At 59.1% G+C, this 21,577-nt stretch carries 17 protein-coding genes and 1 other annotated feature; of the genes, 7 read left to right on the forward strand and 10 right to left on the reverse strand.

From position 1 onward, the window contains the following. Window positions 1–8 precede the first annotated feature (8 nt). Together V7Q49_RS10400 and V7Q49_RS10405 are read left to right on the forward strand one after the other, a co-directional pair. The gene (locus V7Q49_RS10400; protein ID WP_333851312.1) at window positions 9–2,153 is read left to right on the forward strand and encodes a hypothetical protein; all 2,145 of its coding nucleotides are present in this window, start codon (window positions 9–11) and stop codon (window positions 2,151–2,153) included. Continuing rightward, window positions 2,123–2,839 (forward strand): DUF3142 domain-containing protein, encoded by a 717-nt coding sequence (locus tag V7Q49_RS10405; RefSeq protein WP_333850926.1) that lies wholly within the window; start codon window positions 2,123–2,125, stop codon window positions 2,837–2,839. Before V7Q49_RS10400 ends, V7Q49_RS10405 begins: the two co-directional genes overlap by 31 nt. On the opposite strand, the gene cueR is transcribed toward V7Q49_RS10405, so the two are convergent. Continuing rightward, the gene (gene cueR, locus V7Q49_RS10410) at window positions 2,836–3,246 is read right to left on the reverse strand and encodes a Cu(I)-responsive transcriptional regulator (protein WP_333850929.1); all 411 of its coding nucleotides are present in this window, start codon (window positions 3,244–3,246) and stop codon (window positions 2,836–2,838) included. The genes V7Q49_RS10405 and cueR overlap by 4 nt on opposite strands. Before the next feature lie 107 nt (window positions 3,247–3,353). Between cueR and copA the strand changes: the two genes are divergently transcribed. The 3 genes from copA (at window position 3,354) to ybaK (ending at window position 7,405) form a co-directional block, all read left to right on the forward strand. Beyond that, complete coding sequence (copA, locus tag V7Q49_RS10415) at window positions 3,354–5,852, forward strand: copper-exporting P-type ATPase CopA (RefSeq protein ID WP_333850931.1); 2,499 nt, start codon at window positions 3,354–3,356, stop codon at window positions 5,850–5,852. A gap of 78 nt (window positions 5,853–5,930) precedes the next feature. Continuing rightward, window positions 5,931–6,725, forward strand: coding sequence for a TraB/GumN family protein (locus V7Q49_RS10420; RefSeq protein WP_333850932.1), 795 nt, complete (start codon window positions 5,931–5,933; stop codon window positions 6,723–6,725). 200 nt (window positions 6,726–6,925) lie between these two features. Further along, window positions 6,926–7,405 carry a Cys-tRNA(Pro)/Cys-tRNA(Cys) deacylase YbaK gene (gene ybaK / locus V7Q49_RS10425; RefSeq protein WP_333850934.1) on the forward strand — a complete coding sequence of 160 codons (480 nt, stop codon included), beginning with the start codon at window positions 6,926–6,928 and terminating at the stop codon, window positions 7,403–7,405. 138 nt (window positions 7,406–7,543) lie between these two features. Here the strand turns inward: ybaK and ushA are convergent, their stop codons facing one another. Beyond that, window positions 7,544–9,196 carry a bifunctional UDP-sugar hydrolase/5'-nucleotidase UshA gene (gene ushA, locus V7Q49_RS10430; RefSeq protein ID WP_333850936.1) on the reverse strand — a complete coding sequence of 551 codons (1,653 nt, stop codon included), beginning with the start codon at window positions 9,194–9,196 and terminating at the stop codon, window positions 7,544–7,546. A 163-nt stretch (window positions 9,197–9,359) separates the two neighbouring features. Here ushA and V7Q49_RS10435 point away from each other — a divergent pair, with 163 nt between their 5' ends. Both V7Q49_RS10435 and ybaL read left to right on the forward strand, forming a co-directional pair. After that, window positions 9,360–10,565 carry an MFS transporter gene (locus V7Q49_RS10435; protein ID WP_333850938.1) on the forward strand — a complete coding sequence of 402 codons (1,206 nt, stop codon included), beginning with the start codon at window positions 9,360–9,362 and terminating at the stop codon, window positions 10,563–10,565. 234 nt (window positions 10,566–10,799) lie between these two features. Continuing rightward, window positions 10,800–12,476, forward strand: coding sequence for a YbaL family putative K(+) efflux transporter (gene ybaL / locus V7Q49_RS10440; protein ID WP_333850940.1), 1,677 nt, complete (start codon window positions 10,800–10,802; stop codon window positions 12,474–12,476). A 103-nt stretch (window positions 12,477–12,579) separates the two neighbouring features. Here ybaL and V7Q49_RS10445 read toward each other — a convergent pair whose 3' ends face one another. The 8 genes from V7Q49_RS10445 to apt all read right to left on the reverse strand — a co-directional run bounded on the left by V7Q49_RS10445 (window position 12,580) and on the right by apt (window position 21,447). Beyond that, on the reverse strand, window positions 12,580–13,884 hold the full coding sequence (locus V7Q49_RS10445) for an inosine/guanosine kinase (RefSeq protein ID WP_333850942.1): 1,305 nt from the start codon (window positions 13,882–13,884) through the stop codon (window positions 12,580–12,582). Window positions 13,885–13,946: 62 nt separating this feature from the next. Next, entirely contained in the window at window positions 13,947–14,909 is a 963-nt protein-coding gene (hemH, locus tag V7Q49_RS10450; protein ID WP_333850944.1) for a ferrochelatase, read from the reverse strand. Window positions 14,910–15,034: 125 nt separating this feature from the next. After that, window positions 15,035–15,679 (reverse strand): adenylate kinase, encoded by a 645-nt coding sequence (gene adk, locus V7Q49_RS10455; protein WP_333850947.1) that lies wholly within the window; start codon window positions 15,677–15,679, stop codon window positions 15,035–15,037. 215 nt (window positions 15,680–15,894) lie between these two features. Further along, a complete protein-coding gene (gene htpG / locus V7Q49_RS10460; RefSeq protein ID WP_333850949.1) occupies window positions 15,895–17,769 on the reverse strand; it encodes a molecular chaperone HtpG in 1,875 nt (624 codons plus the stop codon). A 111-nt stretch (window positions 17,770–17,880) separates the two neighbouring features. Next, window positions 17,881–18,486 carry a recombination mediator RecR gene (recR, locus tag V7Q49_RS10465; protein ID WP_333850951.1) on the reverse strand — a complete coding sequence of 202 codons (606 nt, stop codon included), beginning with the start codon at window positions 18,484–18,486 and terminating at the stop codon, window positions 17,881–17,883. Beyond that, a complete protein-coding gene (locus V7Q49_RS10470; RefSeq protein ID WP_032616874.1) occupies window positions 18,486–18,818 on the reverse strand; it encodes a YbaB/EbfC family nucleoid-associated protein in 333 nt (110 codons plus the stop codon). The genes recR and V7Q49_RS10470 overlap by 1 nt, the downstream gene beginning before the upstream one ends. 53 nt (window positions 18,819–18,871) lie before the next feature. After that, window positions 18,872–20,806 carry a DNA polymerase III subunit gamma/tau gene (gene dnaX / locus V7Q49_RS10475; protein WP_333850953.1) on the reverse strand — a complete coding sequence of 645 codons (1,935 nt, stop codon included), beginning with the start codon at window positions 20,804–20,806 and terminating at the stop codon, window positions 18,872–18,874. Further along, window positions 19,478–19,542 (reverse strand) — a sequence feature (DnaX frameshifting element). It overlaps the preceding gene by 65 nt. 89 nt (window positions 20,807–20,895) lie before the next feature. Continuing rightward, a complete protein-coding gene (gene apt / locus V7Q49_RS10480; RefSeq protein ID WP_000127359.1) occupies window positions 20,896–21,447 on the reverse strand; it encodes an adenine phosphoribosyltransferase in 552 nt (183 codons plus the stop codon). Between the last annotated feature and the right edge of the window lie 130 nt (window positions 21,448–21,577).

A 21,577-nucleotide genomic window follows, 5' to 3' on the forward strand; every position in this document is an offset into this window, starting at 1 on the left:
TGAGCATGATGGTCAGGAAGACAACGCTGGCACTCAGCGTTAGCGCATTACTGGCGAGCGCCGCTCCGGCATTCGCCTCCTTTGATATGGAAGACTGCAACTGGAGCGATGCGCACTGTCTGCTGAAGGGCGACCCGGTGCTGACGCCCGGCAACGACTCCCGCGACAACCTGCTGCGTCTGCTGAGCGAAGCCAAATCCTTCCCCCTGCCGGTTCAGTCGATGCCGGCGGACATCACCCGCTCCCGCGACGTCTATTTTGCTTACCACCCGGAGTGGGACGACCTGGAGGCACCGACCCGCGCAGCGGCGGATAAACCGGCTGAAGAGAGCCTTCTCAATCAGCAGCTGACCGCATTGCAGCTTGAGCCCGTCGATATGCATCAGGACGGCGAGCAGGAAAACCGCTTCGTCTCGAACAGTGCCGACAGCCTCAGCCAGTTTTTTGCCGCGCTGCTGGCCGACGACTCGCTGACGGCGGAGCAGCGCCATGCGCTGGGCCAGGCGCGTCTGGGGCTCTACGCTGGCGCCACCGAAGAGCAACTTTCCGCCTCCCTGGCGACCCTCCCGGCGGCGTCACCTGCCTTGCTGTATAAAACCTATCTGACCGGGGCAGCCCTTTTTTATGCCGGGGATTACGAAAGCGCGGCTCAGGCATTTACCTCGCTTGTCGACAGCGATCGCCCGTGGCTGGCAGAGACCGCCAGCTATATGCTGATGCGCACGGCGCTGAACAAAAGCAGCCAGAACAGCACGGGAGAGTACGGCGATTTTGATATCGATCGCATCGACCGTCCGGCCGCTGAACAGGCGCAGCAAGCCGCTCAGGCCTACCTCCAGCGCTGGCCGGAGGGACGATATGCCGATTCTGCGCGCGGTATGCTGCGTCGCATCAACTGGTATCTACAGGCGTGGCCGCAGCTGGCGGGGCTGTACGAGCAGCGGTTCCAGCAGGCTGAGAATGCGCAGGCGCTGCACGGCCTGGTGACCGAATACGATAATGTCTACGGCATGCAGTTCTATGGTCGCGCCGTGCGGGAGGCTTTCCCCGACGCGCCGCAGGTCAGCTATATCGAACTGCTGCGCGCCCTTCGCCTGAACAGCGACGAGAAACCGACCCTGACACAGGAGGATCTCAACGCCAGCAAACCGGCGTTTGAACAGAGCGGCAAGCTGGCGCTGTGGCGCAATTTACAGCTGAACCTGTGGCAGGCGACGGATAACACTGCCGCTATTCTTAAGGACGTCAAAGCCGCCGAAAAACTTCCGGCGCACGATATTCTCGCCTTCAGCGAGCAGGTGCTTTACGGCGAAGCGCTGATGGCGCAAAAGCAGTGGCCCGCGGCGCGCGATTTCTGGCTGAAGCTGCTGAAACTCAGCCAGGATCCCGAACAGCAGCAGTACGTGCAGGCCAAACTGGCGGCGACCCTGGTCTTTAGCGGCAATAGTGAGGCGATTTTTGCCGCGGACAGCGCTGTCACCAACCTGCGTTTTCGCTCTCAGGTACTGAAAACGGTGGCCTCGCCTGAGCGGTTACGCCAGCAGGCCAGCCAGGGCCCCAACAACGAAGAGCGCACCATTGCGCTGCATACCCTGCTGGTGCGCGATTTGACGGAGCACCGCTTTAGCGACTGGTTGAGCGACAAAAAACTCGCCAGCGCCATTACGCCACCCGTTGTCGGCAAAGCGTTTGACGATGTGAATCTCAGCACCTTCGACTGGAACGGCGATGCCGCCGAAGTCGGTTACGTCTGCCGTAGTCTGGATCACACCGTGCAGGTGCTCAGCCAGAACGCCAAAGATGCCCATGCCCTGAACTGCCTGGGCGAGTTCTTCCGCACCTCGAATACCCATGTCGATATCTGGAAAGACAGCGCGGGCAACGACGTGCTGGAGACGGCGATCCCTCGTAAAGAACCTTACGGGCAGTTCGACAGACAGGCTTACTACCAGCAGGTCATCGCCTCACCGAAGGCGGAGCATGAAGATAAGAGCTACGCGCTCTATCGGGCCATCATGTGTTACGCCCCGTCCGGCTATAACGAATGCGGCGGACCCGACGTGGACAAAGCCCAGCGCAAAGGCTGGTTCTCGCAGTTAAAAACGCAGTATCCGGGCAGCCCGTGGGCGCAAAAACTCAAATACTACTGGTAGCCGCGCTGCTGGCCGGGCAGGTGCAGGCGGCGGATATTGTCGCTGCCCGCGAGCATCCGGCCTTCTGGCTCTGGTCGGGGGTGAAGGCCAGCGACGAATTGAAAGGGGCGCAAACGGTCTATCTCCATCAGGGCGAAGTGCTGGCCCGGCCGAAGGCGGTGGTGTTTCAGCGCCTCGGTCTGCCGGTCAGCCGCCTGACGTTTCCCTCCCTCTGGCTGACCGTGCGCTTCACCACCCTCGACGTGCCGCCGACCATCGTGCCGAGAATTGTTCGTCTGATGCAGCGCTGGCAGGCCGCCGGTAATCAGGTGGTGGGTTTACAGGTCGATTTCGATGCGGCGACCCACCAGCTGGCGGACTACGCGCGCTTTTTACAGGAGTTGCGCCAACAGCTGCCGAACGAATTTGCGCTGGGGGTAACCGGGCTGCTGGACTGGGCGAAAACCGGAGATGTTGCCACGCTGAACGCGCTGGCGGTGGATGAGCTGGTGATCCAGAGCTATCAGGGCCGCCATACGGTAGACAACTATCAGGCTTATCTGCCCGCGCTGGCCCGGCTGCGCATTCCGTTTAAGCTCGGGCTGGTGCAGAACGGCAAACGGGATGTTCAGGCCGAAGCGCAGCTCCAGCGCTCCCCCTGGTATCGCGGGACGGTGGTGTTTATGCTCAACCCGGCTCGCGGTTAGGCCTTCGCCTTGCGGTGGCAGCAGCCGGAAAGGTTGTCGATGATCGGGCAGTCGGCGCTCTCATCTCCCGGACAGCTCTCGGCCAGTGCCAGCAGCTGGTCGCGCATCGCCTGTAATTCCAGGATATGGCGTTCAATTTCAGCCACCTTCTCCAGGGTCCGGCTTTTGACATCGGCGCTGTGGCGGGCGGGATTGTTAAACAGGTTCACCAGGTCGCCGCACTCGTCCAGATTGAACCCCACCTGACGGGCCTGGCGCAGCAGCGTGAGTTCATCGAGGTGCTTTTGCGTGTAGCTCCGGTAGCCGTTCTCGCTGCGCAGCGGCGGCGTTACCAGCCCTTTCTCTTCATAAAAGCGGATCGCTTTGCTGGTTAACCCGGTTTTTTTGGCAACATCACTGATATTCACGTTTCCCCCTTGACCTTCCCCTTGATGGAAGGTTTAACCTTCATAACAGTTAGATGAAAGTGTCCCTCCGGTCAATATCTGGCTGGAGAATTATAAGGAGTATTCGTATGTCTCACACCATCGATCTGACACTGGACGGCCTCTCCTGCGGCCACTGTGTCAAACGCGTTAAAGAGAGTCTGGAGCAACGCCCGGACGTTGATACCGCCGACGTGACCATCGACCACGCCGCCGTTACCGGCAGCGCCAGCGCCGATGCCCTGATCGACACCATCAAACAGGCCGGTTACGGTGCGGCGTTAAGCCACCCAAAGGCTGATCCGCTGACAGCGTCAACAACTCCGTCGGAAGCACTGACAGCGGCCCCCTCTGAGCTTCCGGCAGCTCACGACAGTGATGACAGCCAACAGCTGTTGATCAACGGCATGAGCTGCGCCAGCTGCGTGACCCGGGTGCAGAACGCCTTGCAGGCGGTTCCGGGTGTGGCACAGGCACGGGTCAACCTGGCGGAACGCACTGCGCTGATTATGGGCAGTGCCTCCGCCGCTGATTTAGTGCAGGCCGTTGAAAAAGCGGGCTACGGTGCCGAGGCAATTGAAGACGATCTCAAACGCCGTGAACGGCAGCAGGAGACCGCCATCGCCACCATGAAGCGTTTTCGCTGGCAGGCGATTGTCGCCCTGCTGGTGGGGATCCCGGTGATGGGCTGGGGAATGCTCGGTGACAACATGATGGTCACCGACGCCAACCGCACGCTGTGGCTGGCGATCGGCGTTCTCACCCTCGGGGTGATGATCGTCGCCGGCGGCCATTTTTATACCAGCGCCTATTCGAGCCTGAAAAACCGCACCGCCACCATGGACACGCTGGTGGCGCTGGGTACCGGCGCGGCGTGGCTCTACTCGATGAGCGTCAACGTCTGGCCACAGTGGTTCCCGATGGAAGCCCGCCACCTCTATTATGAAGCCAGCGCGATGATTATCGGCCTGATTAACCTCGGCCATATGCTGGAGGCGCGGGCCCGACAGCGCTCCTCGAAAGCGCTGGAGAGATTACTCGATTTAACCCCGCCGACCGCCCGTGTGGTGACGGAAAACGGTGAACAGAACCTGCCCCTGGCAGAGGTTCAGGCCGGGATGATCCTGCGCCTGACCACCGGGGATCGCGTCCCGGTGGACGGAGAGATTACTCAGGGCGAGGCCTGGTTTGACGAAGCGATGCTCACCGGCGAACCGGTGCCGCAGCAGAAAAGCGGCGGGGAGAGCGTCCACGCCGGTACGGTGGTGCAGGACGGCAGCGTGCTGTTCCGCGCCAGCGCGGTCGGCAGCCACACCACCCTGTCGCGTATCATCCGCATGGTGCGCCAGGCCCAGAGCAGCAAGCCGGAGATCGGCAAGCTGGCGGATAAAATTTCGGCCATCTTCGTGCCGGTGGTCGTGGGTATTGCTCTGTTCAGCGCCGCTATCTGGTACTTCTTTGGCCCCGCGCCGCAGATTGTCTACACCCTGGTGATCGCCACTACGGTGCTGATCATCGCCTGTCCGTGCGCCCTGGGGCTGGCGACGCCGATGTCGATTATCTCCGGCGTTGGCCGGGCCGCGGAGTCCGGCGTGCTGGTGCGTGATGCCGATGCCCTGCAGCGCGCCAGCACCCTGGATACGCTGGTGTTTGATAAAACCGGGACCCTCACCGAGGGCAAACCGCAGGTCGTCGCCGTCGAGACCACGGGCGGGCTCGGTGAAGCCGAGGCCCTGCGCCTGGCCGCCGCGCTCGAACAGGGTTCCAGTCACCCGCTGGCACGGGCGATTCTGGCAAAAGTAGACACCGCCCTGCCGCAGGTGACTAACTTCCGCACCCTGCGCGGGCTGGGAGTCAGCGGAGAGGTCGATGGCCATACCCTGCTGTTGGGCAATCAGGCCCTGCTGGCCGAAAACGGCATTGATACCGGAGCGCTGGATGCGCAGCTACAGGCCCATGCCGCGCAGGGTGCGACCCCGGTGCTGCTGGCGGTGGATGGCCAGGTTGCGGCGCTGTTTGCCGTTCGCGATCCGCTGCGCGCTGACAGCGTGAGCGCGCTGCAACGCCTGCACCGCGCGGGCTATCGTCTGGTGATGCTCACCGGTGATAACGCCGTCACCGCCCAGGCTATCGCCCGGGAGGCCGGTATTGATGAGGTGATCGCCGGAGTGCTGCCGGATGGCAAAGCGGACACGATTATCACACTCCAGGGCCAGGGCCGCCGGGTGGCGATGATTGGCGACGGCATTAACGACGCCCCGGCGCTGGCGCAGGCCGACGTTGGGATCGCCATGGGCGGCGGCAGCGATGTCGCCATCGAAACGGCGGCCATCACCCTGATGCGCCACAGCCTGATGGGGGTGGCCGACGCGCTCGCCATCTCGAAAGCGACCCTGCGCAACATGAAGCAGAACCTGCTGGGGGCCTTTATCTATAACGCCTTCGGCATTCCGATCGCCGCCGGGATCCTCTGGCCACTGACCGGTACGCTGCTCAACCCGGTAGTGGCGGGTGCCGCCATGGCCCTCTCCTCAATTACCGTAGTGAGCAATGCCAACCGCCTGCTGCGCTTCAAACCCAAAGAGTAACGACGGGCTTAAGACAAGGACGTCTTGCACCGCCCCGCCCCACGCGCTAGCATGAATTTTTCCCTTCCTGGAGCGCGTATGAGTCTGTTTCAACGTATAAAAGCATCGTTTCGCGCCCTGTTTCCCCGCCGCTATCGCTGGCCGGGCCTCGATATCTCCCTGCCCGGCGGGCAGCATCTGCATCTGGTCGGCAGCATCCATATGGGTACCCGGGATATGTCTCCCCTGCCCGAGGGGCTGATTGCCAGGCTGCAGCACGCCGATGCGCTGATCGTGGAAGCGGACATCTCAGGTAATGAGTCGCCGTTCGAGGGGCTAGCGATCCCGCCGCCGCTGAATGAGCGTCTTAGCGCCAGCCAGCTGGCCGAGCTGGAGCGGCTTGCCGACGAGCTGGGGCTATCACTCTCCATGTTTGAGAGCCAGCCGCTGTGGCAGATTGCAATGGTCCTGCAGGCCACCCAGGCACAGCGTCTGGGGCTGCGGGGGGATTACGGTATTGATTACCAGCTGCTGAACGTCGCACGCGCGCAGCAGTTGCCCATTATCGAGCTGGAAGGTGCCGCCAGCCAGATTGCCCTCCTGCGCCAGATGCCCAACGACGGGCTGCTGCTGCTGGAAGATACCCTGACCCACTGGCATACCAACGCGCGGTTGCTACAGACGATGGTGAGCTGGTGGCTGGATTCGCCCCCTGTCGTCGACAGGCTGGCGCTGCCGGCCACCTTCAGCGAATCGCTGTATGACGTGCTGATGCACGAGCGTAACCAGGCGTGGTGTCAGAAGCTGCACGGGCTGCCTGCGGGGCGGTATGTGGTGGCGGTTGGGGCATTACATTTGTACGGCGAGGGGAATTTGCCGTCGTTGCTGAGATAAAAAAGTGGCCAATATTTCTATTGGCCCGTCAAAGAGGAATTTCATCATTGTTATTATGCCGGAGGAGACCCCCGGTTGAGCCGATTGTCGCTCAAAGTGACCATCACTGCCAACACTATATGCGCAAGATGGTGCTATTTTTTAGCCTCTTCTGAGGCGTATGCTGAGGACGTTTATTGTCCGGGCTAAGAAGGATTGTTATGACTCCCGCCGTTAAATTACTCGAAAAAAACAAAATTACCTTCCGGATCCATACCTATGACCACGATCCGAATGAAACCAATTTTGGCGATGAAGTGGTGCGTAAGCTGGGGCTGAACGCCGACCAGGTCTATAAAACCCTGCTGGTGGCGATCAACGGTGATATGAAGCATCTCGCCGTGGCGGTGACGCCGGTTGCCGGACAGCTGGATCTGAAAAAAGTGGCAAAGGCGCTGGGCGCCAAAAAAGTGGATATGGCCGACCCGATGGTCGCGCAGCGCACCACGGGGTATCTGGTGGGCGGTATCAGCCCGCTGGGGCAGAAAAAGCGCCTGCCGACGCTGATTGATGCGCCCTCCCAGGCCTTTGAGACGATCTATATTTCGGGCGGTAAGCGCGGGCTGGATATTGAGCTGGCGGCCAGCGATCTGGCCAAAATGCTGGACGCGCAGTTTGCGGATATTGCGCGCCGGGAGTAAGGCTGTGCGGCCTGTTGCCCTCACCCCGTCCCTCTCCCACCGGGAGAGGGCGCAACCCCTAAAACGGTAACGCTGTTACCGTTTTGCGTTTACCTCGTAGGCCGGGTAAGCGAAGCGCCACCCGGCACAGCAGCACGGCTACTGCCAGCTCACTTCACCTTTCGGTTCATACGCATTCACATCCAGCGGAGAGTTCTGCTGGATGTACTGCTTCAGCACCTCGGCGTCGATAAAGCCGGTATTCACATAGCCCGGTTTATCATCGATATGCGGATAACCATCGCCGCCGGTGGCGTTAAAGCTTAACGTCGCCATCCGGTAGGTTTTCGCCGGATCAACAGGTTCACCTTTGATCTTCAGGTCGTTGAGCACCCCGCCCTTCGCCACAAAGCTGACGTTGGCGAACTGCGGATAGGCCCCGGAGTCAGGCTTCATCTGCGCTACCGCGGTCAGATAGTCCGTCACCTCTTTGCCGCTCATATCGACATACACCACCACGTTGCCGAACGGCTGCACCTTGAGCACATCTTTATAGGTGATATCGCCGCCTTCAATGGAGTCGCGGATCCCGCCGCCGCTCATCACCGCAAAATCGGCATTGGTGCGCGCCATTTGCGCCGCCAGCACCATATGGCCCATGTTGGTCTGCACGAAACGGACTTTGCTGCGATCGCCTTCCAGCCTGCCGGAGAGCGTACCGATCTTCACCTCCAGCTGGGCCTTGCCTTTGTTCTGGAACGGCGACAGCAGGGAGAGCATCTGTGGGTTTTCCGCAATTTCCGGGGTATAGAGGACGCGCTCGCTCTGGCCGTTATCGTAAGTCACCTTCTTCTTCAGGTTGACCGGGATCAGCTGGTAGTGCACCAGCTTCATCTCGCCGTTGCGGAATTCAAAATCCGCGCGGCCGACGTATTTGCCCCACTCATGGGCCTGCACAATCCAAATGCCGTTCTGCTTGTCCGGCGCGCACGGGGTGCCAGGCACGTAATCGACCTGCTTTTTATTTTCCGAGGCCATGCAGACCGGATCCTGGGAGTGGCCGCCTACAATCATCGCCAGCGAACCCGCCGGCAGGCTGCGCGCCATCTCGACATCGCCCGGGGCGTTCGACCCGTGATCGCCATTATCGTAATGACCCATGTGGGTGGTAGCGATAATCACGTCCGGCTTTTCGTTCTGCTGTAACTCCTGGATCACCAGCTTCGCTTCGTCGGCTGGTTTACGGAATTCAATGTCGGTGAAATATTCCGGGTTACCAATTTTGGCCGTGTCGTCGGTGGTCAGCCCCACCACGGCAATTTTAATATCCTGGCGTTTGAAGATGGCCCAGGGCTTAAATAAGCGCTCCCCGGTGCTTTTCTGGTAAATATTGGCGGAGAGGAACGGGAATTTGGCCCACTTCTCCTGCTGGCGTAATACGTTGATGGGATTATCAAACTCGTGGTTACCGACGGCCATCGCATCGTAACCAATCAAATTCATGCCGCGGAAATCGGGCTCCGCATCCTGTAAATCCGATTCCGGTACGCCGGTATTAATGTCGCCGCCGGAGAGTAACAGCACGCTGCCGCCTTTCGCCGCGACCTCTTTACGGATCCCGTCCACCAGGGTTTTCTGCGCCGAGAGGCCATACTCGCCGTATTCGCTGCGCCAGAAGTGGCCGTGATGATCGTTGGTGTGCAGGATGGTGATGTTATAGGTTTTATCTTTTTCCCAGGCCTGGGCTGGCAGGCTTAACAGACCGCATGCCGCTATTATTGCCAGCGCAACGCCTCGCTTCATTAACTTCATCTCTTCACTCCCTGACTCATAGACAAACGCAAAAATTACAGCGAGTAAGCAGAATAAACAAATAAGTTTTCAGAATTGCGACTTTCCTCAAATGTCGGGGACAGGTATGTTAGCGGGATAATAATGACTCCCTGCACTTCCAATAACAATCGACGTGGTATTTATGGCAATCAGTGAATCTACTCCTCCGGTGTCGACCGCTAAGGCGCGCACCTCATTTGGTATTCTCGGTGCAATCAGCCTTTCACATCTGCTGAACGATATGATCCAGTCGCTTATTCTGGCGATCTATCCGCTGCTGCAGTCCGAGTTCTCTCTTACCTTCGTGCAGATCGGCATGATCACCCTCACCTTCCAGCTGGCTTCGTCGCTGCTGCAACCGGTGGTGGGCTACTGGACGGATAAATATCCGATGCCGTGGTCGCTGCCGATTGGCATGTGCTTTACTCTGAGCGGCCTGATCCTGCTGGCGATGGCGGGCAGCTTTGAGGGCGTATTAGTGGCAGCCGCGCTGGTGGGTACCGGCTCGTCGGTCTTCCACCCGGAGTCGTCCCGCGTGGCGCGCATGGCCTCCGGTGGCCGTCACGGGCTGGCGCAGTCGCTGTTCCAGGTCGGCGGTAACTTCGGCAGCTCCCTCGGCCCGCTGCTGGCGGCGGTGATTATCGCGCCCTATGGCAAAGGCAACGTGGCCTGGTTCGTGCTGGCTGCCCTGCTGGCCATCGTGGTACTGGCGCAAATCAGCCGCTGGTACGCTGCCCAGCACCGGGTAAATAAGGGTAAACCCAAAGCGCCAGTGATTAATCCTCTGCCGCGCAACAAGGTAATTCTGGCCGTCAGCATCCTGCTGATGCTGATTTTTTCCAAATACTTCTATATGGCGAGCATCAGCAGCTATTACACCTTTTATCTGATGGAAAAATTCGGATTATCGGTACAAAACGCCCAGTTTCACCTCTTCGCCTTCCTGTTTGCCGTGGCCGCGGGGACGTTCATTGGCGGGCCACTGGGGGACAAAATCGGGCGTAAATATGTGATTTGGGGCTCTATCCTCGGCGTAGCGCCCTTCACGCTTATTTTGCCCTATGCAACACTCTGGTGGACAGGTGTTTTAACCGTAATCATTGGTTTTATCCTCGCCTCGGCGTTTTCGGCCATTCTGGTGTATGCCCAGGAGCTGCTTCCGGGGCGTATCGGCATGGTTTCCGGACTTTTTTTTGGATTTGCCTTTGGGATGGGTGGCCTTGGCGCAGCGGTGTTAGGGCTGATTGCAGACCATACCAGCATCTTTTTGGTCTACAAAATCTGTGCTTTCCTGCCTCTTCTCGGGATGTTGACCATATTCCTGCCTGATAACCGGCATAAAGCCTGATTTATCCGCGGCCAAACTCCCAATTTGGCCGCAACCCTCCCTACTGCCATAAGCCTTTCTTAGCACAGCCTCTCAAAAATCGTCCTGTTCTGCTTTCGTTTAACCCTTATTGCTGTTTTACTCAAATTTCAATAATTATTCATAAACATAATCATTAAATTTGTCATAAACTATTACTCGGCTTTTTGGTTTCTGGACCAAAAATGGATTAACTCAGCAACGAAAGGAGACGGAATGCATCACGCCACACCGCTTATCACCACCATTGTCGGTGGACTTGTACTCGCATTTATACTCGGCATGATTGCCAACAAACTTCGCATTTCGCCTCTGGTGGGCTATTTATTAGCAGGCGTGTTAGCCGGTCCTTTTACCCCAGGTTTTGTTGCTGATACTAAACTTGCCCCGGAGCTGGCGGAGCTTGGCGTGATCCTGCTGATGTTCGGTGTGGGTTTGCATTTCTCCCTGAAGGATTTGATGGCGGTAAAGTCGATCGCCATTCCCGGTGCGATCGCCCAGATAGCCGTGGCGACGTTGCTGGGTATGGCGCTTTCAGCGATGCTGGGCTGGCCGCTGATGACCGGCATTGTATTTGGTCTCTGTCTTTCTACCGCCAGTACCGTGGTGCTGCTGCGCGCGCTTGAGGAGAGACAGCTGATTGACAGCCAGCGAGGGCAGATCGCCATTGGCTGGCTGATTGTTGAAGATCTGGTGATGGTCTTAACCCTGGTACTGCTGCCTGCGGTGGCCGGGATGCTGGAAAAAGACAACGTCGGCTTTGCCTCGCTGGCGCTGGATATGAGTATCACCATCGGTAAAGTGGTGGCCTTTATCGCCATCATGATGCTGGTAGGCCGTCGCCTGGTGCCGTGGATCCTCTCCCGCAGCGCCGCCACCGGCTCGCGCGAGCTGTTTACCCTTGCGGTGCTGGCCCTGGCGCTGGGTATCGCCTTTGGTGCCGTAGAGCTGTTCGATGTCTCCTTCGCCCTGGGCGCCTTCTTTGCCGGTATGGTGCTGAACGAATCGGAACTGAGCCACCGTGCCGCCCACGACACCCTGCCGCTGCGCGACGCCTTTGCGGTGCTGTTCTTCGTCTCCGTCGGGATGCTGTTCGACCCGCTGGTGCTGATTGACCAGCCGCTGGCGGTGCTGGGCACCCTGGCGATCATCATCTTTGGTAAGTCGGTCGCTGCGTTCTTCCTGGTGCGTCTGTTCGGCCACTCGCCGCGCACCGCGCTGACCATCGCCGCCAGCCTTGCGCAGATCGGTGAGTTTGCCTTTATCCTTGCTGGCTTGGGCATGGCGCTGGATCTGCTGCCGCAGGCCGGGCAAAACCTGGTGCTGGCGGGGGCGATCCTCTCAATTATGCTCAACCCGGTGCTTTTCGCGCTGCTGGAAAAATACCTCGAGAAAACCGAAACCCTCGAAGAGCAGACCCTGGAAGAGGCAACGGAAGAAGAGAAGCAGATCCCGGTGGATATCTGCAACCATGCCCTGCTGGTCGGCTTTGGCCGCGTGGGTAGCCTGTTGGGCGAGAAGCTGATGGCCCAGGGCATTCCGCTGGTCGTCATTGAGACCTCCCGTACCCGCGTGGATGAGCTTCGCGAGCGCGGCGTGCGTGCCGTGCTGGGCAATGCGGCTAACGAAGAGATCATGAATCTGGCCCATCTGGACTGCGCGCGCTGGCTGCTGCTGACCATTCCGAATGGCTATGAAGCCGGGGAGATTGTGGTCTCCGCCCGCGAGAAATACCCGCACCTGGAGATTATCGCCCGGGCGCATTACGACGACGAAGTGGAATACATTATGGAGCGTGGTGCTAATCAGGTGGTGATGGGCGAGCGTGAGATTGCCAATACCATGCTGTCGCTGCTGGAGAAACCGCCGGTTGAAGTGGCGGTGACGGGGTAAGATCTGTGCGGCCTGATGCCCTCACCCTGGCCCTCTCCCACGGGGAGAGGGAATCTAAATCTCCCTCTCCCTTAGGGAGAGGGCTGGGGTGAGGGTGAAAGCATTACCTCTCCCAGTACGACTCTTCCAGGCTATCTTCCCTTTCCGGCAGCCCGCGCGTCAGACGCGGTGAATGCTGGTTCAGCACCTGATAACTCACGCGGTTCGCGTACTTACATACCTGGGCCAGCGACGAGTAGGTCAGCCAGTTAAACTTGTGTTTGCTGGAGTTCGGCACGTTGGTGCGGTGGAAAGCGTTGGCGGTGATATCGTGCAGCAGCGCCGCCAGCGCGCCGTCGCCTGCGCCGTTGGTGTTCATGATCTTCTCCGGCCCGCCCATGTACGGGGCGATGTGCGAGAAGATACGCAGCGGATTAACACAGTCCTTGTGGCGCATGGCGCGGCTGAACTCAAACTGGTTAAACTCGGCAATCGCCCCCGGCAGCAGCGGATGCTGGGTTTTGCGCTTCACCTCTTCTTCAGTGAAACCGGCCATATACAAGCCGACCGGCCCGGCTGTGCACAGCACCAGATCGACCCAGTCCAGCGCCTTGTCGGATGCCAGCAGCGGATCGCTCTCGCCGGTCAGGGCTTCGGCCTCCTCTTCGTTCATCGCCAGAATAGAGACGTGCTCTTTCAGGAACGCCTGCCACCACTCGGGGTTATCGGCGATAACGAATTTGGTCCCCAGGGTCAGCACCACCGGCACGTTGTACTTCTTCGCGTACTCCACCGCTTTCATGGTGGCTTCCGGCATCGGCTCGCCCGGCTTGCAGCGCACCAGATAGGAGGTCAGCACCAGCGCGGACGCCCCGGCAATCACCTCTTCCGGGATGCTCTCTGCCCGCAGTTTATTCATGTGCCCGGGGCTGATGGCAAAGGTCCGCTCGCCGGATTCACCGATCAGCGTAAAGCAGCGGCCAATCGCCCCGTCCACGCCCTGCAGGTAGTTCAGATCGGTACGGCTGGAGGTGTTGCAGAGATAACGGTAGGCATAACTGCCAATTTCGATGTTGCTGCACATCACGCCCAGCAGAACGGAGCGGTCATCGGCCAGCACGGAGTAGTTGTGCATGGTGTTGCCGATGGTGCCACCGGCAAACTGATGGGTGATCAGGTTGTTCCGCACCAGCTCCTGATACAGCGCTTCCGCCACATCGTCCTCAATCACCAGAGAGTGCCCGGCGCTCAGGCCGTAACGCGCGACAAACGCATCGTCCACTTTTGCTTCAATATCCACCAGCGTCTGATCGATACCCACTACCCAGGCGGCGTTGGTCTCGTTTTCCGGCTGAATTTGCTGCAGCAGCGGATCGCGGGCGTTAACGGGAAAGTAGTGTTTGGATTTGCGTTTACCGGGAAATTTCATGTTCTGAGCTACGAGTAACGTATGGGCCGGAAATGGTAGCACAAACCCGGCCCGGAGTGCGATTAGCGGCTGTTGGTCACCAGGGAGACCATCATCTCGATGTGCGCAGGATCGTCGTTCAGCGCCGGGATGTACTCGTACTTTTCTCCGCCCGCCTCAAGGAAGAACTCCCGGTTTTGCACCGCGATCTCCTCCAGCGTCTCCAGACAGTCTGCCGCAAAGCCCGGTGACATCACCTGGATATGCTTCACGCCCTTTTCGCCCAGCATTTTGAGGGTTTCATCGGTATAAGGCGTCAGCCACGGCTCGCGGCCAAAGCGCGACTGGAAGGTCATCATCACCTTCTCCGGCGGCAGGCCAAGCGCGGAGACCAGCTCACGGGTGGTATCGCGGCAGCGCTGGGGATAGTCGTCCCCTTCATCGGCAAATCGCTGCGGGATCCCGTGGTAGGAGAGCAACAGCAGATCCGGCTCGCCGTGCTTCGCAAAGGAGGCGCGCGCGCTGCTGGCCAGGGCGTTGATATACATGTCGTTATCCGCATAGTCGCGAATAAAGGTCACGGAAGGAATACGGCGTCGGGTCGCCAGAATACGCGCCAGCTCGTCCCAGACGGCGGCTACGGTGGAGCAAGAGTATTGCGGATAGAGCGCCAGCACCACGATATGATCCACGCCCTGCGCCAGCAGTTCCGTAACGGCGCTTTCCAGCGACGGTTTACCGTAGCTCATGCCCAGCACAACCGGCGTATCCGGCAGACGGGCGGCAAGCGCTTTCTCCTGACGACGGCTGTAAACCATCAGCGGCGAACCCTCTTCCATCCAGACGGACTGATAGAGTTTTGCCACGCGCGGCGAACGGATCGGCAGGATCACGCCGCGCAGCAAGGGCCACCACAGCAGGCGCGGGGTATCCACAACGCGCGTATCGCTCAGAAACTGACGCAGATAACGGCTGACCGCTGCGGGGGTTGGGGCTTCGGGGGTACCTAGATTGGCAAGCAGGATGCCGGTTTTCGCCTGACTCATTCACGCCTCATAACCTTTTAACAGGCTGATAAGTGTATCTGAAAAGTGCGTAAACGGAACCAATTGCAGTAAGAGGTAAGATGAGAATATTTCTCACCCGGAGATTCCGGGTGAGAGCGGTGCGATTAGCCGAGGATCTTTTCCAGCTCTGCACGGACTTCAGCGACAGGCCTGGTGCCGTCGACTTTGGCGTATTGAGTGTTACCCGCCTGCGCTTCTTTAGAGTAGTAGCCGATCAGCGGCGCGGTCATCTGATGGTATTCCACCAAGCGCTTACGCACGGTCTCTTCCTGATCGTCTTTACGGGTGGTCAGCTCTTCGCCGGTCACGTCGTCTTTGCCTTCAACCTGCGGCGGATTGAACTTAACGTGGTAAACGCGGCCGGAAGCGGCGTGTACGCGACGACCGATGATACGGTCAACGATCAGCTCGTCCGGTACGTCGAACTCCAGCACGTAGTCCACGTTGATGCCCGCTTCTTTCATGGCATCAGCCTGAGGAATGGTACGCGGGAAGCCGTCCAGCAGGAAACCGTTGCGGCAATCTTCCTGAGTAATGCGTTCTTTCACCAGCGCGATCACCAGCTCATCGGTCACCAGTTTGCCGGCGTCCATAATATCTTTCGCCTGTTTGCCCAGCTCGGAGCCAGATTTAACAGCGGCACGCAGCATGTCACCGGTAGAGATTTGCGGAATACCGTATTTCTCCATGATGAACTGAGCCTGAGTTCCTTTACCCGCGCCCGGAGCGCCAAGCAGAATAATACGCATTGCGAAAATCCCCTCAAAAGTTGGTTCAATTTTTCAAAAGCGCTAAACAATACCATCAGAACGGATGTGGCTCAAGGAAGGCGGGAAGGCTGAAACGGTTAATGAGGGGAATTTATTAGAGGGTGCGTGCTGTTGCCCTCACCCTACCCCTCTCCCACAGGGAGAGGGAACTTTTTCACCCTCTCCCTGTGGGAGAGGGCCGGGGTGAGGGGAAATTAAGCCAGCAACAGCGCATTCACGCGCTTGATGAACTGGTTAGGATCTTCCAGCGTGCCGCGCTCGGCCAGCAGGGACTGATCCAGCAGAAGTTCAACCCACTCGGCAAAGCGTGTCTCGTCCTGCGTCTCGGCCGCGCGTTTCACCAGGGCGTGATCCGGGTTCAGTTCAAAGATGTACTTCACTTCCGGGACGCTCTGGCCCGCAGCGGCGAACAGCTTCGCCATCTGGGTGCTCATCTCGTCGGCTTCGGTGGTGACGATGGCCGGGGTATCGGTCAGACGGTGGGTGAAACGCACCTCTTTCACGCGATCGCCCAGGTGGGTCTTCACGCGCTCAACAAACGGCTCCAGCGCTTTTTCCGCCTCTTTCGCGGTTTCGTCCACTTCATCCGCCAGCTTGTCGATGGACTCATCGGCTTTAGCAACGGACTGGAACGCTTTCCCGCTGAACTCGGTCAGGTAGTTCATCATCCACTCATCGATGCGATCGGAAAGCAGCAGCACTTCGATGCCTTTCTTACGCAGCAGCTCCAGGTGCGGGCTGCTCTTCGCCGCGGCATAGCTGTCGGCGGTGATGTAGTAGATCTTCTCCTGCCCTTCCTTCATGCGGGAGATGTACTCTTCCAGCGACACGGTCTGCTCGGAAGAGTCGGTGTGCGTGGAGGCAAAGCGCAGCAGTTTGGCAATGGCTTCGACGTTGGAGGCGTCTTCCGCCGGGCCCTCTTTCAGCACCAGGCCGAACTGTTTCCAGAAAGTCTGGTATTTTTCTGCGTCGTCTTTCGCCAGCTTGTCCAGCATCTGCAGGGCACGTTTGCTCAGCGCGGTGCGCAGGTTGCGGGTCACGGTGCTGTCCTGCAGGATCTCGCGGGAGACGTTCAGCGGCAGATCGTTGGAGTCGATCAGGCCACGCACAAAGCGCAGGTAGTTCGGCATGAACTGCTCGGCTTCGTCCATGATGAACACGCGCTGGACGTACAGCTTCAGGCCGTGCTTGTGATCGCGGTTCCACATATCCCACGGCGCCTGCGCCGGGATGTACAGCAGGCTGGTGTACTCCTGCTTACCTTCCACACGGTTGTGGCTCCAGGTCAGCGGATCGGTAAAGTCGTGGGCGATGTGCTTGTAGAACTCGGTGTACTCTTCGTCTTTGATCTCAGACTTGTTGCGCGTCCACAGCGCCTGCGCCTTGTTGATCTTCTCCCAGGAGATGACGGTTTCGCCGTCCTGTTCTTCCTGTTTTTCGATCTCGACCGGCAGAGCGATATGGTCAGAATATTTACTGATGATGGAGCGCACGCGCCAGTCGTTGAGGAAGTCGTCTTCCCCTTCGCGCAGATGCAGGGTGATCTCGGTGCCGCGATCGGCTTTGGTGATATCCGCGACGGTGTATTCGCCTTCGCCGTGGGATTCCCAGAACACGCCGCTTTCAGCGCTTTCGCCTGCCGCACGGGTGCGCACGGTGACTTTATCCGCCACGATGAACGCCGAGTAGAAACCGACGCCGAACTGGCCGATCAGCTGGCTGTCTTTCGCCTGATCGGAACCCATCGACTGCAGGAAGGCTTTGGTGCCGGATTTGGCGATGGTGCCAAGGTGGTCAATGGCTTCATCACGGGTCATGCCGATGCCGTTGTCGGCGATGGTCAGGGTGCGGTTCTCTTTATCAAAGGAGACGCGCACGCGCAGTTCGCCGTCACCTTCATACAGCTCTGGCTTCGACAGCGCGCGGAAACGCAGCTTGTCCGCCGCATCAGAGGCGTTAGAGATAAGCTCGCGCAGGAAAATTTCTTTATTGGAATAAAGAGAATGGATCATCAGGTGCAGAAGTTGTTTTACCTCTGACTGGAAACCGCGGGTTTCTTGTCCTTTCATACTAAGTCGACCTCAACAATGCCATTTAATGGGGTTTAAAAGCGTTGAGGGAGAGATGGGGATAAGGGGGAAGGTTTTCAAGCGGAGGCCACAGCTGCAGCCTCCGTTTGGTCAGAAAATAATCTTGTGACGCCCGGCCAGAGAGTGTGACAGCGTGGTGCCGTCCACCATCTCCAGCTCGCCGCCCACCGGAACACCGTGGGCGATACGGCTGGCGTCGACGCCAGACTCCGCGCACAGCTCGGCGATGTAGTTAGCAGTCGCCTCCCCTTCCACCGTTGGGTTGGTGGCGAGGATCACCTCGGTGATCGTTTCCGATTTCAGACGCTGTTCAAGACGGTCCAGCCCGATATCATCCGGCCCGATACCGTCCAGCGGCGACAGGTGGCCCATCAGCACAAAGTAGCGGCCGGAAAACTGCCCGGTCTGTTCAATGGCGTAGATGTCCGCAGGACTCTCCACCACGCAGATCTGACCGTTTTCCTGACGACGCGGATTGGCGCAGATGTTACACACCTCCTGCTCGGTAAAGGTGCGGCAGTCTGCACAGTGACCGATTTCTGACATGGCGCGGGTCAGAGCCTGCGCCAGACGCATGCCGCCGCTGCGATCGCGCTGCAGCAGGGTAAACGCCATGCGCTGCGCTGACTTCGGGCCTACGCCCGGCAGGCAGCGTAGCGCTTCCATTAACTGCGTGAGCAGCGGACTGGTTTGCATCAGAACGGCATCTTAAAGCCCGGTGGCAGCTGCATTCCGGAGGATACAGAGGCCATTTTCTCTTTCTGGGTTTCGTCGATACGGCGTGCAGCATCGTTGAATGCAGCGGCGACCAGATCTTCAAGCATATCTTTGTCGTCTTCGAGCAGGCTTGGGTCGATCTCCACGCGACGGCAGTTATGTGCGCCGTTGATGGTCACTTTGACCAGACCTGCGCCCGATTCGCCGGTGACTTCCATCTGCGCGATCTCTTCCTGCATCTTCTGCATTTTTTCCTGCATCTGCTGGGCCTGCTTCATCAGACCACCCAGACCGCCTTTACCACCAAACATAGGCTTCTCTCTTCTTTCACGTTAAAGATAACAACCGTAAGTCAGACTCACGATCAAATGGGTCGAATACTCTCTTCATCCAGTTCTGCATCAAAGTAGCGCTGCAGGGTCTGAATGTTATTATCCGCGATAATCGACTCACGCGCCTGCGCGAGTTTCTCTTCATAGATGGCCTGACGCCACTCCAGAGGCGTACGCACCGCCGGATTATCATCTTCAATGATGGTCAATTCAACAGGCGCGCCCCGTAATGTGGAGAGCGCCTCAGTCAGCACCTGCTGCGCACCCGCCGAGTTCAGGTGACGCTGACCCGGACGCAGATGCAGGCAGACCCGGTTGCCGTCCTGTTCACGCCAGGCGTTCAGGGCAACCTGCTCCACCAGCTTGGGCAGCTTCAGCTGGCTAACCTCTGCGGCCCAGGCATCACGCTCCAGCGACTCTTCGGCCAGCTTCGCCGAGAGCTCCGGCGTCTTCTCGTGCTCCAGCGCCTTTTTCAGCGCCTTCGGCGTAGCGACCTCCACCTTCACCTCTTCAACGACGGTGGTGGCTTTCCAGCGATAGGCCTCTTTCTTTGCCGGCGCCTGCGGCTCAGGCGTGGACGAGGCAGAACGCGACTGCACCCGATCCGTGACCGAGGCCAGACGTTCAAGCGCGGCGTTATTTACCGGCCGCGCTCTTGCAGGCGCTGCCGGTTCACTCTTTTTTGGTTTGGTTGCTCCCTGCGCGCGTTGCAACTGACTGCGGGCGGCGAGCACCGAACTGGTGGCATCCGACAGCGGCGCATCCTGGCGCGGCGGCGGTGGGGCACTCTGCTGTACGGGCACCTGCGGCGGCGTCAGCACTGCCGTGGGCGCGACCGGGGCAAATGAGGGTTGCTGCACCTCGGGCTCCGGCAGCGGCATGCGCGGATGGAACGCCAGCGCGCGCAGCAGGGTCATTTCGACCCCCATACGTCGGTCGGGGGCAAACGGCAGCTCTTTGCGGCCTATTAACAGGGTTTGATAGTAGAGCTGCACGTCCGTTGGCGGAATGGTTCGCGCCAGCTCGCGCATCCGCTGTTCAATGGCGGCCATATCCGGGCCCAGCGCCGCCGGGGAGAGCTGTACCATCGCAATGCGGTGCAGCAGGCTCAGCATCTCAACCAGCAGGGCTTCCCACTCGATGCCGCGCGCCGCCGAGGCGTTAACCAGCTCCATCACCCGCTCGCCGTTGGCCTCGACCACCGCCTCAATCAGCGACAGGGCCTGATCGTCGTCCAGAGTGCCGAGCATGGTGCTGACTGCCTGAGCGGTCAGCTGTCCGTCGCCGCTGGCAATCGCCTGATCGGTCAGGCTGAGGGCGTCGCGCAGGCTGCCGTCGGCGGCACGCGCCAACAGCTGCAGGGCACGCGGTTCGTGCGTTACCTGCTCTTCATTCAGAATATGTTCGAGCTGATCGCGGATCTGCCCGACGTCCAGCGCCTTCAGATGGAACTGCAAGCAGCGGGATAAGATGGTCACCGGCAGCTTTTGCGGATCGGTGGTCGCCAGCAGGAATTTGACGTGTGCAGGCGGCTCTTCCAGCGTCTTCAGCAGGGCGTTAAAGCTGTGGCGCGACAGCATGTGCACTTCATCGATCAGATAGACCTTGAAGCGGCCACGCGCCGGAGCGTACTGGACGTTATCCAGCAGATCGCGGGTATCTTCGACTTTGGTGCGCGAGGCGGCATCGATCTCAATCAAATCGACAAAGCGCCCCTGCTCGATTTCACGGCAGTTATCGCAGACGCCGCACGGCGTGGCGGTGATCCCGCTTTCGCAGTTGAGGCCTTTCGCCAGCAAACGGGCGATAGAGGTTTTACCGACGCCGCGGGTGCCGGAAAAAAGATAGGCGTGATGAATACGTCCTAGCGATAAGCCGTTCGCCAGGGCGGTCAGCACATGTTCCTGGCCGACAACGTCAGCAAAGGTTTGGGGTCGCCATTTACGGGCTAACACCTGATAACTCATGGGCAGGCTCTGCAACGCTGGAAGGTGGATATTCAGGGGGGTAATGCTAACACAACCTCACCCATTGGGCGAGGTTGCGGGCGGGAGGATTAATGTCCCGGGAATGGCACGAGGCTGTAGCTGGTGATGCCCTGTTTTTCCAGGCGCTGCTCGCCACCCAGATCGAACAGATTGATGATGAAGGCCGCATCGGTCACTTCGCCACCCAGACGACGGATCAGCTTCACGGTCGCTTCGATGGTGCCGCCGGTGGCCAGCAGATCGTCAACCACCAGCACTTTGTCGCCGGGCTTGATCGCATCAACGTGGATCTCAAGCTGGTCGGTGCCGTACTCCAGCTCGTAGCTCTCGGCGATGGTTTCGCGTGGCAGTTTGCGCGGCTTACGCACCGGCACAAAACCGACGCCCATTGCCAGCGCTACCGGGGCACCAAACAGGAAACCACGGGCTTCGGTGCCAACAACTTTGGTGATCCCGGCGTTTTTGTAACGCTCAACCAGCAATTCAATGCTGAGCGCGTACGCTTTTGGGTCTTCCAGCAAGCTGGTGACATCACGGAAAAGAATGCCAGGTTTCGGATAATCCTGGATGCTTTTGATGCTGTTTTTAAGATATTCAAGCTGCTGCGCAGTTGCGGTCATAAATGGATGCCTGATGAAAACGGTGTTACTCACGGAGCGGATAGAGGGTTGGTCAAAGTAACAATCGTTTAACCTTTAACCAGGCCTGCCCGTGCTCGAAAACGGTCGAATTTACTGGCTGCGCACAAGA

Origin of the sequence: Leclercia sp. (assembly GCF_036780805.1) — a bacterium.
Classification (GTDB): Bacteria; Pseudomonadota; Gammaproteobacteria; order Enterobacterales; family Enterobacteriaceae; genus Enterobacter.

Coding starts and splice junctions, on each gene's coding strand:
- dnaX (WP_333850953.1), bottom strand. CDS start 20,806: ATGAGTTATCAGGTGTTAGCCCGTAAATGGCGACCCCAAACCTTTGCT.
- V7Q49_RS10445 (WP_333850942.1), bottom strand. CDS start 13,884: ATGAAATTTCCCGGTAAACGCAAATCCAAACACTACTTTCCCGTTAAC.
- recR (WP_333850951.1), bottom strand. CDS start 18,486: ATGCAAACCAGTCCGCTGCTCACGCAGTTAATGGAAGCGCTACGCTGC.
- copA (WP_333850931.1), top strand. CDS start 3,354: ATGTCTCACACCATCGATCTGACACTGGACGGCCTCTCCTGCGGCCAC.
- htpG (WP_333850949.1), bottom strand. CDS start 17,769: ATGAAAGGACAAGAAACCCGCGGTTTCCAGTCAGAGGTAAAACAACTT.
- ybaK (WP_333850934.1), top strand. CDS start 6,926: ATGACTCCCGCCGTTAAATTACTCGAAAAAAACAAAATTACCTTCCGG.
- apt (WP_000127359.1), bottom strand. CDS start 21,447: ATGACCGCAACTGCGCAGCAGCTTGAATATCTTAAAAACAGCATCAAA.
- V7Q49_RS10420 (WP_333850932.1), top strand. CDS start 5,931: ATGAGTCTGTTTCAACGTATAAAAGCATCGTTTCGCGCCCTGTTTCCC.
- V7Q49_RS10400 (WP_333851312.1), top strand. CDS start 9: ATGGTCAGGAAGACAACGCTGGCACTCAGCGTTAGCGCATTACTGGCG.
- V7Q49_RS10470 (WP_032616874.1), bottom strand. CDS start 18,818: ATGTTTGGTGGTAAAGGCGGTCTGGGTGGTCTGATGAAGCAGGCCCAG.
- adk (WP_333850947.1), bottom strand. CDS start 15,679: ATGCGTATTATTCTGCTTGGCGCTCCGGGCGCGGGTAAAGGAACTCAG.
- V7Q49_RS10435 (WP_333850938.1), top strand. CDS start 9,360: ATGGCAATCAGTGAATCTACTCCTCCGGTGTCGACCGCTAAGGCGCGC.
- hemH (WP_333850944.1), bottom strand. CDS start 14,909: ATGAGTCAGGCGAAAACCGGCATCCTGCTTGCCAATCTAGGTACCCCC.
- ushA (WP_333850936.1), bottom strand. CDS start 9,196: ATGAAGTTAATGAAGCGAGGCGTTGCGCTGGCAATAATAGCGGCATGC.
- ybaL (WP_333850940.1), top strand. CDS start 10,800: ATGCATCACGCCACACCGCTTATCACCACCATTGTCGGTGGACTTGTA.